At 72.4% G+C, this 13,276-nt stretch carries 6 protein-coding genes; 3 read left to right on the top strand and 3 right to left on the bottom strand.

What is annotated here, in order from left to right; genetic code table 11:
- Positions 1-124 precede the first annotated feature (124 nt).
- From AB0I54_RS11635 to AB0I54_RS11625, 3 genes are all read left to right on the top strand, one after another.
- Complete coding sequence (locus tag AB0I54_RS11635; protein ID WP_363295751.1) at positions 125-1,354, top strand: hypothetical protein; 1,230 nt, start codon at positions 125-127, stop codon at positions 1,352-1,354.
- Positions 1,355-1,498: 144 nt separating this feature from the next.
- A complete protein-coding gene (lpdA, locus tag AB0I54_RS11630; protein WP_363295750.1) occupies positions 1,499-2,911 on the top strand; it encodes a dihydrolipoyl dehydrogenase in 1,413 nt (470 codons plus the stop codon).
- 51 nt (positions 2,912-2,962) lie between these two features.
- The gene (locus AB0I54_RS11625) at positions 2,963-3,937 is read left to right on the top strand and encodes an alpha/beta hydrolase (RefSeq protein WP_363295749.1); all 975 of its coding nucleotides are present in this window, start codon (positions 2,963-2,965) and stop codon (positions 3,935-3,937) included.
- Between the two features lie 223 nt (positions 3,938-4,160).
- Here the strand turns inward: AB0I54_RS11625 and AB0I54_RS11620 are convergent, their stop codons facing one another.
- The 3 genes from AB0I54_RS11620 to AB0I54_RS11610 are packed head-to-tail and all read right to left on the bottom strand — an operon-like array spanning position 4,161 to position 13,219.
- Entirely contained in the window at positions 4,161-9,167 is a 5,007-nt protein-coding gene (locus AB0I54_RS11620; protein WP_363295748.1) for a hypothetical protein, read from the bottom strand.
- Positions 9,164-11,746 (bottom strand): tetratricopeptide repeat protein, encoded by a 2,583-nt coding sequence (locus AB0I54_RS11615; RefSeq protein WP_363295747.1) that lies wholly within the window; start codon positions 11,744-11,746, stop codon positions 9,164-9,166. Before AB0I54_RS11615 ends, AB0I54_RS11620 begins: the two co-directional genes overlap by 4 nt.
- The gene (locus AB0I54_RS11610; RefSeq protein WP_363295746.1) at positions 11,747-13,219 is read right to left on the bottom strand and encodes a hypothetical protein; all 1,473 of its coding nucleotides are present in this window, start codon (positions 13,217-13,219) and stop codon (positions 11,747-11,749) included. It lies immediately after the preceding gene.
- Positions 13,220-13,276 lie beyond the last annotated feature (57 nt).

Below are 13,276 nucleotides of genomic sequence, written 5' to 3'. Positions count from 1 at the left end.
CCTAAAGAAACGGTGTCTTCAGGAACCCACGGCGTGCGGAGTCCCTCTGCAGAGATGACACTGCGCAGCGCCCGCGTCCTCGGCCGTCCCGACGCCGAAGGCGGGCGGACGGGAAGGACGGATCGTGCGGAACCGGGAGACGGCGGCGGCCGTGCCCAGGGACGGGGCGCGGATCGGCCGGATCGGCCGCTATCCGGTGCGGTGGCACAACGTGCTGCTGACCTTGTGGACGACCGTGTGGTTCGTCGTGGCCGAGCGCCATGGAGGCGTGTCCTGGCACTATCTGAGAACCGGCCAGCAACTGCTGTTCAACCAGGTGCCCGGCGGCGGTCTCGCGCTCTACGCCAACCACCCCGAACTGCAGATAGGGCCGGTCAGCTTCCTGGTCGCCGGGCTCTTCGCGCCGTTCCCCGCCGACGTGGGCGAGAAACTCGCCGACGCGTTCATGTCGGGCCTGGGCCTGTACTTGCTGGTCATGGTCGGGCGAGCCGCCGCCGACCACTACCGCGGCACCGGGCTCAACCACAAGCGCCTCCAGCAGCGCGTGCTGGTCGCCGGTGCGGCCTTCATCCCCATGTGGGTGGAGGTCTCGGTGCGATTCGCGCACCTCGACGACGTCCTGGCGCTGTTCTTCACCGCGCTCGCCGTGCGCGCGCTGGTCCGCGGCAAGGCCACCGCCGTGGGCGTGTTCCTGGCGCTGGCTGTCGACTCCAAGCCGTGGGCGGTCGGCTTCCTGCCCCTGCTCCTGGCACTGCCGCGCCCCGCGCGTCTGCGCGCCGCCGCATGGGTCTTCGGTCTGGTCGCCGTGGCCTGGCTCCCCTTCTACCTCAGCCACATGGAAACCCTGGCCGCGGCCCGCTTCACCATCCCCAACCAGCCCGCGTCGTCGCTGCGCTGGTTCGGTGTGTACAACGCCGCCACCCCCTGGTGGGACCGTCCCGCCCAGATGGCCCTCGGCATCGCCCTGGGGACGCTGGCCGTACGCCGGAACCGCTGGCCGGCCGTCGTCCTGCTCGCCGCCGACGCCCGTATCGTCCTGGACCCCAGCGTGTACACGTACTACAACGCCTCGGTCCTCCTGGGCACCCTGATCTGGGACTCGATCGGCCAACGCCGACTGGTCCCCTGGGTCAGCTGGATCGCCCTCATCTCCCTGTACGGCAGCGCCCTGCTGATCCCCTCCGCGTCCACCCGAGGCCTCATCCGCCTCGCCTTCGCGCTGGGCTCCGCCGCGTACGTCCTGTGGTGGCCCCAGCGCACACCCCGGGGCAAGCGGCGCGGCAGACGGTCACAGGATCCACAGACGATCCCGGCGGCGGTCACCCATGACTACTTCCCTCGGCACACACGGTGAGACCTCCTCGAACTCCCGCTCCGGAAGCAGCCGCTGCACGGCGAGATCGACAACAGGCCGCGCGGCACGAGCCGGAGGTAAACTACCTGGGTGTCCGGGCTGCCACGTGGCCGCGAACAGCACCAGCCTCGGTGAGGTGGAGCGATGAGCACGGACTTCGATGTCGTGGTCCTGGGCGCCGGCCCGGGCGGATATGTGGCGGCCATCCGCTGCGCCCAGTTGGGACTTCGTACGGCCGTCGTGGAGGGCCGGTTCTGGGGCGGTGTCTGTCTCAACATCGGATGCATCCCGGCCAAGGCCCTGTTGCGCAATGCCGAGGTCGCGCAGTTGTTCCTGCATGACGCCGAGAAGTTCGGGGTGAAGACGAGCGGGGACATCACCCTGGACTACCGGATCGCGTACGAGCGAAGCCGTGTGGTTGCCGAGGGGCGCGCGAAGGGCGTCTCCTATCTGATGCGCAAGAACAAGATCACGCAGTTCGAGGGCCAGGGCACCTTCCTCGACCCCCACACCATGCAGGTGCGGATGAGCGACGGCGAGGAAACCAACCGCGAGGAAACACTGTCCTTCCGCTCCTGCATCATCGCGACCGGCGCGACCGTGAAGCTGCTTCCCGGCACGAGGCTCGGCAAGCGCGTCGTCACCTTCGAGGAACAGATCCTCGCCGACCACCTCCCCACAAGCCTGATCATCGCGGGCGCGGGTGCCATCGGAGTCGAGTTCGCCTATCTGTTGCGGTGCTACGGCGTCGAGGTGACGTTGGTCGAGTTCCTGGACCGCATCGCGCCCTTGGAGGACGAGGAGGTCTCGGCGGAACTCACCAAGCGCTTCAAGCGACTCGGGATCAACGTGCTGACCTCTGCGCGCGTCCAGTCCATCGAGGAGGCCGAGGACCGCGTCCGTGTGGTGGTCGAGCGGGGCGGCAGCCCCCAGGTCCTGGAGGCGGAGAAGGTACTGCAGGCCACCGGCTTCCAACCGCGTACCGCCGGCTACGGCCTGCCCAGCACGGGGGTACGGCTCACCGAACGGGGCGCCATCGACGTCGACGGACACTGCCGTACCAGCCGGCCGCACATCTACGCGATCGGCGATGTCACGGCGAAGCTGATGCTGGCGCACACCGCCGAGGCGATGGGCATCGTCGCCGCCGAGAGCATCGCCGGCGCCGAGACCATGGAGCTCGACTACCGCATGATCCCGCGCGCCACGTTCTGCCGACCCCAGATCGCCAGCTTCGGCTGGACCGAGAGCGAGGCCCGCGCCGAAGGCTTCGACGTGCGCGTGGCGAAGTTCCCGTTCACCGCCAACGCCAAGGCACACGGATTCGGCGACACGGCCGGATTCGTGAAGCTGCTTGCCGACGCCCGCCACGGCGAACTGCTCGGCGCGCATCTGATCGGCCCGGACGTGACCGAGCTCCTGCCGGAACTGACTCTGGCCCAGCAGTGGGATCTGACGGTGACCGAGCTGATCAGGAACGTCCATGCGCATCCGACGCTGAGCGAGGCCGTCCAGGACGCCCTGCACGGCCTCGCCGGACACATGATCAACCTATGACCAACCAGCAGTGAGGCAAGGACATCACACTGTCGTTCTGGGAGGTTCGTCATGCAGCACCTGCCCCCGCCGCCCACTCCTCGGCTGGAGCCCGCGGCGAAGGAACTCACTGACGCCACCGCACCCCACCCCCGCATTTACGAGGTCCCGCCCGAACAGGGACGAGACCTCCTCGCAGGCCTGCAGACCGGGGAGGGCGTGGAGAAGCCCCCCATCGACGAGGAGTGGGTCAGCGTCGACGCCGGGCCATGGGGCACCGTCCGGGCCCGCATCGTCAAGCCCAAGGGTGCCGACGGCCCCCTGCCCGTGATCCTCTACATCCACGGCGCCGGCTGGGTCTTCGGCGACGAGAACACCCACGACCGCCTCGTACGGGAACTCGCCGTGGGCGCCGACGCCGCGGCGGTCTTCCCCGTCTACGACCGCGCCCCCGAGGCCAAGTACCCGACCCAGAACGAACAGAACTACGCCGTCGCCCAATGGGTCGTGGCCCACGGAGCCGACCATGGCCTCGACGCCTCGCGCCTGGCCGTGTGCGGCGACTCCGTCGGCGGCAACATGGCCGCGGTCCTCGCCCAGATGGCCAAGGACCGCGGCGACGTCCGCCTCACCGCGCAGGTGCTGCTCTACCCCGTGACCGACGCGAACTTCGACACACCGTCGTACCTGCAGTTCGCCGACGGCTACTACCTCACCCGGGACGGGATGATGTGGTTCTGGGACCAGTACACGACCGACAACTCCCAGCGCGAAGAACGCTATGCGGCACCACTGCACGCCTCACTCGACGACCTGAAGGACCTTCCACCCGCCGTGGTCATCACCGACGAGGCCGATGTACTGCGCGACGAGGGCGAGGCCTACGCGGCACGCCTGCGGGAGGCCGGCGTCCCGGTCACCGCCGTCCGTGTCCTCGGAATGGTCCACGACTTCCTGATGCTCGACAGCCTCCGCGACTGCCACGCCACGAACGTGGCCCGCCGAATCGCCATGGGCGCGCTACGAAACGCCCTGCACGGCAAGTGAATGACGCCGACGCCGGCGCCTGTCAGGCGGTAGTACGGTCATCGCGTGATGTCGATTTTCGTCGACGACCCCCGGTTCACCCCGGGTTGACGTGTGAGCAGGTGTTCGCTGCGATCGTCGACAAGGACGGTGTACGGGACTGATGAGGCCGCCGAACGAGGAAGGGTCCAGCTGATGGGGCGCCAAGTGCATGAGGTCCCCGCGCTCTCCGGGGGACCGGGCCTCAAACCCCGTTCAGGTGGGTGAAGATGTCCGGCCAGGGTGTTCCGAAGTCGCCGCGGCCGGCCCAGGACGCGGTGCGGCGGAGGGGTTCCAGGAGGGGGGTCGGGGTGCTTGGGTGGCGCATGAGGGCGTACAGCTCCGGGGAGATGTCGCCGAGCGTCTGGGCGGCGACCTCGACGAGATGGCGGGCCATCCACACGTCTCGCTCGGCGTAGTCGAGGATCACTTCCTTGAGCACGGCCCGTTCCACCCGGCTGAGGATGCGCAGATAGGGGCGCCAGGTATTGGCGGCGGGGTTGCGCCACTTCTGCTGGGGCCGGGGGTCGGCCTCGTTCATGGTGCGGATCGCCGTGTCCAGCAGGTCCTGTGCCCGGGCCGGGTGTCCCGCGCCGGACAGCCGTACGGCCAGGGTGGGCAGGTGGCGCAGCCGACGGCGCCAGCAGTGGGGGCGGGCCTCCTTGTCGTCGGGCGGCAGATGGAGGCCGAGTGGGGCGAAGGCGAGTTCGTCGACGCGTGCGAGGGAGGTGTGCAGGGCGGGCGTGGACAGGTCGGCGAAATGGGCGTGCAGGGCCACCTGGAAGAGATGTGCCTCGTGGCCGGCGAGGACGATCTGGCGGGCGTGGTGGTCGGCAGGGTCGTAGTGGCGCAGTTGCTCGTTGCCGAGGGCGATGATCTCTTCGAGGACGGGTGTGAGGACGCGCAGCGGGTCCTCCGTGCGCCACAGGCCGTTGGCCCTGGGCAGGTGCGCCATGGTGAGGTCCATGATCTGGCGGCGGTAGGCGGCTTGCCGGGTGGTACGCAGTTGGTCCGCCGTGTCCTCGGCGGTCGCCGGCACCAGCAGGCCCCAGGAGACCAGCAGGAGGCGCAGCCGCATCCCGGCCAGCCAGTCGGGGCCCGGGACGCTCTGCAGGTGTCGCGCGATGGCATGCAGCTCGTCCAGGTGGGCCGGGTGGTCCAGCCCGTTTCTGAGCAGGTCCCGGTCCAGTTCGGCCAGCCGCCGCAGGCCCTCGCGGCGCCCGGAGACGGCGGCCTCGGCGCGCAGCCAGGCGAGGAGATGGCCGGACCCGTCGGCGGCCCTGCGGGCGACCGCCTCCCGCAGCCGGGCCGTGGCCGGATGCCGGGCGCCGTCGGTGGCGACGAGGGCGAGTTCCAGGGCGAGTCGGGCGTGCGGGTGACCGCCTCCGGCCGCGGCCGCGGTCAGCGCCGGGGACCAGGAGGGGGCCAGCCAGTGCGCGAGTTCACCCGGCCGGGGCTCCACGGGCTCCTCGGTCCCCGGGTGGATGCAGTCGGCGACGGTGGTGCCGGGGAGCGGCACCTTGTCCGTGTCGAGTGCCTTGGCGATCAGGCCGGTGACGCCCGTTTCCCGGTCGGTCCCGGGCACGGCCCGCAGGCGGGCGCGGCACCAGGCGCGCGCCGCGCGCGGGCCCGGGAGGTCGCCGGGTACGGCCAGCAGAGGCGCGATCAGGTACTTGGCGCCGTCGGCCGCGGCCACCGGGGAGCCGACGGCCGCGGCGACGGTGTCGAGGACCTGGTGGACCGTCTGTTCGTCTTCGGCGCCCAGCAGCTCGGCGACCCCGCGCAGTAGGGCGCGGTCGGTCACGGTGGTGGTGCCTCTCGCCAGCGCCTCGGCGCAGGCGACCGCGACGTCCAGCGGCACGACCTCTCCGCGGCGGGCGGCCACCCAGGCGACGGCCGCGGCGACGATCAGGTCGTCGAAGACGCCCGCCCACGGTTTCTCCTGCGGCAGCAGGGCCAGCTCCGCGGGCCGTTTCGCGGCGCTCTCCGCATAGGTGCCGGGCTGCTCCTCGGTGAGCCTGGCCAGGGCGTACAGGGCGCGTTGGTAGACCGTACGGTCACGGAAGCGGGCGGCCGCCTCGATCAGCCGGTCGCAGCCCCGCGCGGTCGCCTCCGGATCGGCCGCGTCCAGTGCCAGCAGCAGCTGGACCAGGGCCCCTCCGGGCGGCAGGCATTTCAGGGACTGCGCATCGGGAAATCGCAGCAGCCGGATGTCCGCGACGAACCCGGCCGCGACGCGGGGCTGTTGGCGGGCGAGGTGGATGAGGGCGGTCAGCACACGGCGGCGGGTCTCCTCCTCGCCCCGGTCCCACAGGGTGCGCAGGAGCACGGGCCAGGCGTACCAGGCGGGCTCGCTGGTGCCGTTGAGAACCGTCAGATAGGTCACCGTCTCCACGGGATCTGCCGTGGTCAGGACGCGGGCGCCCTGCTCGACGGCCTCCTCGGGCGGCCGGCGCAGACCGGCGTGGATACGCAGGGCGGTCAGCCGGGACACCGCCTCCTCGGCGTCGAGCAGCGCGCCCAGCGGCGGATACCAGTCGTAGGAGCCGTCCCGGTCCGCGGTGTGGAAGGCGTGCCGGACGGCCTCGGCGAGGAGCAGGTCCTCCGGGCGCTTGGCCACGCGTGCGGCGGCCAGTGCCAGCGCGCCGGGTCCAGAGTGGCTGAGGGCCCGTCCGGCCGCGTATTCGGCGAACGCCTGGTGGTGGAATGCGAGGTGGTCGCGCTCGAGTGCACGCAGCACACCGCGGCGCAGCAATACGGACAGGATCCTGTCGCCGTCACGCGGTGGGATGCGCAGCCGCTTGGCCAGGACGTCGCGTGCGCCGGTGCGCGGCAGTTCGGGTTTGCCCGCGCGGAGCATGGCCAGCCCCAGGACGCGGGTGGCCGCGGACAGGTCACGTCCCGCCTCGGGTCCCGTCGGTCCGGTGTCGCCGACCGTGTGCCGGGTGTCGGCGACGACCCGGTTCTCCCAGTAGTGGTCGAACAGGCCGGTCGCGTCCAGGTTCTCGTCGCCGGGGCCGGTCGGCGCGTACAGGTCGAAGATCATGCGCAGGGACAGCGGATGCCGGACCAGTTGTCCCAGGGGCAGGCCGCGGGCGACGGCGCCGGCGAGGATCCGGCGCATCTGTCCGGCGCGGGCCGGATCGAGCGGGCGGGCCGCTGTCGTGCCGGCCCCCTGGCGCGGCGCCGGGTCGCCGGGTGCCCGGCAGAAGACGCGCAGGTGTGTGTCGACCGCCCGGCCGAGTTCCGAGTCGGGGGCCCAGCCGTCGCGGATGCCCGCGTCCGCCTCCGTTCGGCCGTCCTCGTAGCTGCCCAGATGCCGTTTGCACAGCAGCTCGGCGATGCGGTGCTCGGTCCCGTCGGCGTACAGCTCCTCCAGCATCCGCGCCTCCGCCGACCGGCAGGCCAGGGCGACGGCCACACCGCTCGCCCGGACGTCCTTGGCCACCGTCACCAGCCGGTCGGCGTCCACGGAGTTGTGCAACAGCAGGTCGGCGGTGTCCAGCAGCAGGGCAGGCGGCCGCCCCGGTTCCTCCCGCTCCAGCCGCTCCCGGTACGCCTCCAACCCCCCGAGCAGCGCGGGCACGCTGAGCTCGGCGGGCTGGTCCGGGCCGCCGAGCAGGGCGGCCGCGGAGATGGTGACCACGGCTCGTCCCTCGTCCAGCAGGGCGCGGCGTAGTCCCCACAGCACACAGCTCTTGCCGCTTCCGGGGTCCCCCAGCACGGCGATGGCCCGCCGGTCCCGGCCGGCCCACTGGGCCCGCAACTGGTCCAGCAGTCCCGCTTGTTCGTCGCGGGTGACGTACAGGTCCGACAGCCGTACCGCCGCGACGTCCGGGGACTCGGTGCTCGGGAGCACCGCCTCCAGGGTGCGGACGGTCCGCCGGTCGACCGCCAGCAGCGCGGCCTCCGCCTCCTCCGGCCGCTCGGCGGACCGGGCCGGGGTGCCCGGTCCGGGCGGAGCGAGGGGCGTCCCCGTGTCGGGCACGCTCAGCCGGTGCTGCTCCAGCAGCGCTCCACCGGCGTGCGCCGCGAGCCGGAAGAACCACCAGCGCCCGGCGGGCAGGAGGTTGTCGTAGGTGGTGAAACGCAGGGCGGTGGCCTGGAGGCTGAGGAGGAAGTGGTCCGTCCAGTGGTCGCGCCAGGTGTCCGGGACCGATTCCGTACACGCTCGACGCACCGCCTCGACCAGCCGTGCCGACTCCGGCACGATCCGTCCCAGGTCTTGGTCCGACGGGTCCACCAGGTGGCGCAGCAGGGCGAGTTCCTGCTCGTCGGGGAGTTTCTCGCGCACTTTCGGTGCCAGCGCCGACAGCAGCAGGGTGGCTATGTCCCGGGACAGCGGGGCGTCCTCGGCGAAGGTCGCCAGGTCGATGAGCCGGAAGCCGTCGTACCGGACGCGTCCGTGCCGGTACGGCACCATGACGTTCTGCAGATGCAGGTCACCGTGCGCCCGGCCTCGTACGACACCGACCTTCACGACGGGGATCCTCTCCGACCCGGCGGCCATGGCCAGCGGGTTGGGCAGGACACGCCCGTCGACCTCGATCCAGGGCGGGTTGGGGGCCAGGGCCGCGATGCGGGCGCCGTAGGCCCGTGCCGATCCCGCTTCGGAGAGCAGCGCGCCGAGTTCGCCCGTGAGTACGTCGGCGGCGGTGGTCGGCACGGCGGTGCCACCCTGGATCCCCTGGTTCCAGCCGGTCAGCAGCCATCGTGTGAGGTACGCGCACGCCTCGTGGAGGTGCTGTCCCGCGAGCCCCGCCAGTGTGTCCACGTCGCGCAGACTGCCGGCCGCGGGGGCCTGGAAGGTCAGCAGGCGTCCGTCGCCCACCGGCCACGGCCGGAACGCCTGCCGCGCCACCCGGTCGCCGCCGGCTCGCTCCGCGCGGGTGTGCGCGTCCGGTTCGGACCGCTGGTCGGCGGCGCACACCTTGACCACCACGTCACCCACGCCGGGGGTGACCGTCACGGCGGTGAGCAGGGCTCCGGTGGCGCTGTCGCCCAAGGGCCGCCAGCGGGGCTCGACCGGGAGGACCGTACCGCCGTGCCCGCCGTGCCGGGCCCAGTCGACCAGGGCGCGTCCCGCCGCCTCGTCGTCGAACAGGTCCGCGAGTTGCGCTGCCGTGTCGACGTCGTCCGGGCCCTCGGCCGGTGGTGCCGACGGCTCGGGGCCCGGTGCGCCGTGGGCGGAGCCGGTGGGCGTGGGGGTCATCGGGTCGCCTCCAGGACGTCGGGGGCGGTCGGGTCGAGGAAGGTGCCGATGGGGAGCAGCGCGCCCCATTCCCGGACGGGGCAGTCCCACATCGCCGGGAAGTCGAAGGCCGCCGAGATCGCGTGGTGGACCGCGTCGGCCACGGTGCCGTGCGCGCCGTGGAGCGCGTCGAGCACCTGCCGTACAAACGCCTCGGCCACCGGGGTGTCGTTGAACTCCCCCACCGTGGCGAGCAGTTCGACCGTCCCTCTGGCGAGGGCGAGGGTGGCGATGCTGACCGGGTCGGTCATCGCGCGCCCGGGGATTCCCGCTCCCCAGCAGGTGACCAGGTATAGCCGCCGTGGCGGGAGACCGCGCAGGACGTCGGCGGGGAGCAGCCAGTTCTCGCCGTCCAGTTCCAGGTAGTGGCCGGTTCCCGGGACCAGGCGTCCGTGGCAGACGACGATCACCGTGTGACAGCCGGCGCCCAGGCGTTCCTTGACCGAGCCTGCGTCGGGGGGCCGCTCCAGCTCGCGCCCGGGGACCGGAAGGGGCTCGTGATGGGTGATGTACGGGCTGCGCCAGAAGACGGCCGGCGCCTCGGACGGGCCGGCCGGGCCGCGCCGGCGCAGCACGCGCTGCAGGAAGAGGGAAGGGCACACGGCGAAGCGGGCGGCCTGCCCGAGGACCAGGTCGTCGCGCAGCGGTACGGCACCCCACGGTACGAGCCACAACTCGCCTACCGGCAGGAGGAGAAGCCTGTGCTCCCCGGGCTCCGCCAGCTGGTCCCGCAGCGGTTCGGGGACGAGCTCGGCCAAGGGTGCCAACTGCACCGGGACCAGGGCGCTGCGTTCGGCGCTGTCCTCCTGCAACACGGCCAGCAGCCGCCGGCAGGGCTCGGAGAGCGGAGCGCTGCCGAGGACCGGGCGCCCGTCGGCGGTGTGCCACAGCCAGTGGACCCGGTCCGGTGCGTCGGGATCCACGACAAATTGGAGAGCGTGACAGCCCGGCGGCAGATCGCGGATCAGCTCGGCGCCGTCCTCGGCGGGTGGGAGGTACACGCTCGCCAGGACGTCCTCGAGCGCCTCCTCGGCCGGCTCGCGCAGACCCTGCGGTACCGCGAGGGCCCCCATCATGCGCAGAATCCGCCGGCGCCGGTCGGTGCCGGGCGGCAGGACAGGGCCGTGCCCCGGGCCGCGCCGGCCGGCGGCCCAGCGCTGGTCGGCGTGCACGATCATCTGCTGCGCGAACTCCGCGTCGGTCACCGATGCGGTGTCCGGGGGCGCCTGGGCGAGTCCCGCCAGGCGCCGGCCGGCGAGGGCCTCGGCGACGACCGCGAACGACGCCGCGTCGCCCACCGCGACCGCGGCCCGCAGCGCGGCCGAGTACACCCCGGCGAACCGGCCCCGGTACTCCTGCTGTGCGGCCGACTCGCGGTGCGTGGCCCGGAACTCCTCGATGGCGAACACCGCGGCCACCCGGTCACGCAGCGCACGGCCGGACTCGGCCAACGCCTCCCGCGCCTCGGCCAGCTTTCCCAGCGCCGTGCACACCCCGAGCAGGTCGTCCAGTTCGCGATAGGCCGCGAGGGACTGTTCGAATCCGCTCACCGCACCGTGCCAGTCCGCCCGGGAGCGGGCCACGCGGGCCAGGTCGTGGAGGGCATGGGCGCGGGCCCGTGGCAGCCCGCGTTCGGTGGCGATGGTCAGCGCGGCACGGTACTGGATCTCGGCGCTGTCGGGTTCGTTCACGCGCAGCAGGAAGTCGCCCAGGTCGCCGAGGACGTTGGTGACTCCGACCGGGTCGTCGTCCGCGTCGAACAGCTGCGCCGCCCGCACCAGCCAGGTGGTCGCCTCGTCGGGCCGGGCAAGGCGCAGCAGCACGGCGCCGAGCCGCTGCGCCGAGTGCGCCTGACCGGTCACGCCGTGGACGGCCTCGAACACCCGGTGGGCCCTCTCGTACGTCTCCGCTGCCCTCTCGGGTGAGCCCAGCCGCTCCTCGCACTCGCCGAGGCCGAGCAGCGCGTTGCCCTCGTACACCGGGTCGGCGAGTTCTTCGGCCAGGGTGAGGGCGCGGGTGAACCGCTCGGTGGCGCGGCCCGCGCTGTGGTGCATCCTCGTCAGGTGGCCCAGCGCGACGAGGGCACGCAGCTCACCGAAGCGGTAGCCGAGCGCCGCGGCGTCGCCCAGGGCGCGCTGGTAGGCCTCGACGGCCTGCTCAGGAGCGTCGAGGTGACGGTGGGCGTCTCCCACGCCGAGCCGGGCGTTGACCCGGGTGACACCGGAGGTGGTGGCCGCGGCCAGGTCCGCGAACACGGTGTGCGCGTGGTCGTACCTGCCCTCGCGGATGGCCGTGTCCCCCTCGGTCTCGGCCCTCAGGGTCCGGTGCCATTCCGCCAGGTCCATGGGCTCCACGGCCGCTGCGGTGACCGTCGTGTCCAGCAGGTGCCGGTAGCGGCAGCGCAGGGCGATCGCCCCCGGGGGCGGGTGTTCGGCGAGCCGCCGACGAACCTGCGGGGAATCCGAGTTCCATGCCTCGAAGATCAGCGGGGCCATGCGGTGCCGAGTGATGTCACCGGCGTAGGAGTCGGAGTTGGCCACTCAGCCGGTCCCTTCCGCGCCCGGCCCGCGCAGCCGCGGCACTTCGCCGAGCAGTCTGCCGCCCAGCGCGACGGGCCGCGTCGGGGCGCGGGCCGCCGGTGGTGCCGAAGTGACGGTGGGCGGCTGTTCCGTGAGCGTGCTCTTGAACGGGTTCTTCAGTGGCCGGGGGCGCTCGCTGCCGATGCGCGCCCCGGTCAGCGCGGCCCATCGCCCGGCGGCCCGGCAGGCCAGGCGCATGAACCACCACCGCAGCTCCGGAGAGAAGCTGGTGAAGGTGGTGAAGCGGAGTGCGGCGGCCTGGAGCGCCGGCGGGTACTGACGCAGCCAGGCGTCGCCGAAGCCCTTGGGCTCCACCAGGCTCCATGTGGCGTCGTGGACACCCGCGATCAGCCGGGCGACGAGGGGGTCCTGCCGCGGGTGCGCGGGGATGTGCGGATGCGTCAGGTCCGTCAGCAGCGCCTGCCTCTGCAGTGCGGAGAGGTCCGGCCACAGCCAGGCCACCGCGGACAGCAGCAGCTGGACCTGGTCCCGTGCGCGTGGACCGACAGAGCGGTATGTCGACAGGTCGATGAGACGGAAGGTCCTTGGCTGGACGCCCTGTTCGCCCTGCACCACCAGGATGTTCCCGAGGTGCAGATCGCCGTGGACGCGTGCGGTCAGGACGTCGAGTTTCCGGTCGCCCCGGCCGGTGTGCCCGAAGGCCGCCGGCAGCGGATTGGGGAGCGGCTCGGGATCCTCCGCCGTGACGATCCAGCGGACGCCCGGGCCGCTGAGCCCCGCGACCGCCGCCCACCGGTCCACCGATCCCGTGCCGCTCAGCGGGCCCCGTAACTCCTGGTCGAGGAACGCGGCCACGGTCTGCTCGGTCCGCCGTACGGAACCGTTCCACTCGGCCGCGACGGCCCGGGCCACCGCCAGACATGTGTCGACCAGTTGCTCGGCCTGACCCGGACGCTCCAGGTCGGCCAGAGGCCGGCACAGCGCGGTGCCCCCGGCCAGGTGCTGGAAGTAGATGATCCGGCCCGCCGGGGTGTCCACCGGTCCGGCCTGCGCCACCAGGCCCACCAGATGCCTGCGGGTGAACTCGGCTGCACCGGGCGCGACTTGGGCGGCCGCGTCGTCGAACGCCCGCCGGTGGGCGTCCGGTTCACGCCGGTTGTCCTGTGGTACGACCTTGGCCACGAGGTTCAGGTCGTCGCCGCCCGGGGGTCGCAGTACGAGGGAGGCGACGAAGGCGTCGGTGTAGCCGCGCGAGGTCCATGGGGCGGCGGGCAGGGACACCGTCCAGCCGGAGGTGCGGCGCCACCGGGCCAGGCCCTCGGCGGCGTCCTCCCCCAGTAGGTCGGCGAGTTGCCGGTCCGTTTCGCCGTCGGCCGCCCGCGTCTCCACGCCACCTCCGCTTGCGCCGGTGTCCAGGCAGATCAGTGTGTCAGATCGGGCGCGGCGGGACATCGTGGTCGCGGCGGTGTGCATACGTTCGCGCTAGGCTGCCGCTCACCGGCCACGGCGGGCCGCGGGGAAGGGAGTTGG

The organism is Streptomyces sp. NPDC050625 (assembly GCF_040654755.1).
Taxonomy (GTDB): domain Bacteria; phylum Actinomycetota; class Actinomycetes; order Streptomycetales; family Streptomycetaceae; genus Streptomyces.
The sequence above is the reverse complement of the archived record's forward strand: the minus strand, read 5'-3'. Positions and strand labels throughout refer to the sequence as shown.

Excerpts from the sequence above, each read along its gene's own strand:
- lpdA (WP_363295750.1), top strand. The coding sequence starts at position 1,499 with ATGAGCACGGACTTCGATGTCGTGGTCCTGGGCGCCGGCCCGGGCGGA.
- AB0I54_RS11625 (WP_363295749.1), top strand. The coding sequence starts at position 2,963 with ATGCAGCACCTGCCCCCGCCGCCCACTCCTCGGCTGGAGCCCGCGGCG.
- AB0I54_RS11620 (WP_363295748.1), bottom strand. The coding sequence starts at position 9,167 with ATGACCCCCACGCCCACCGGCTCCGCCCACGGCGCACCGGGCCCCGAG.
- AB0I54_RS11610 (WP_363295746.1), bottom strand. The coding sequence starts at position 13,219 with ATGCACACCGCCGCGACCACGATGTCCCGCCGCGCCCGATCTGACACA.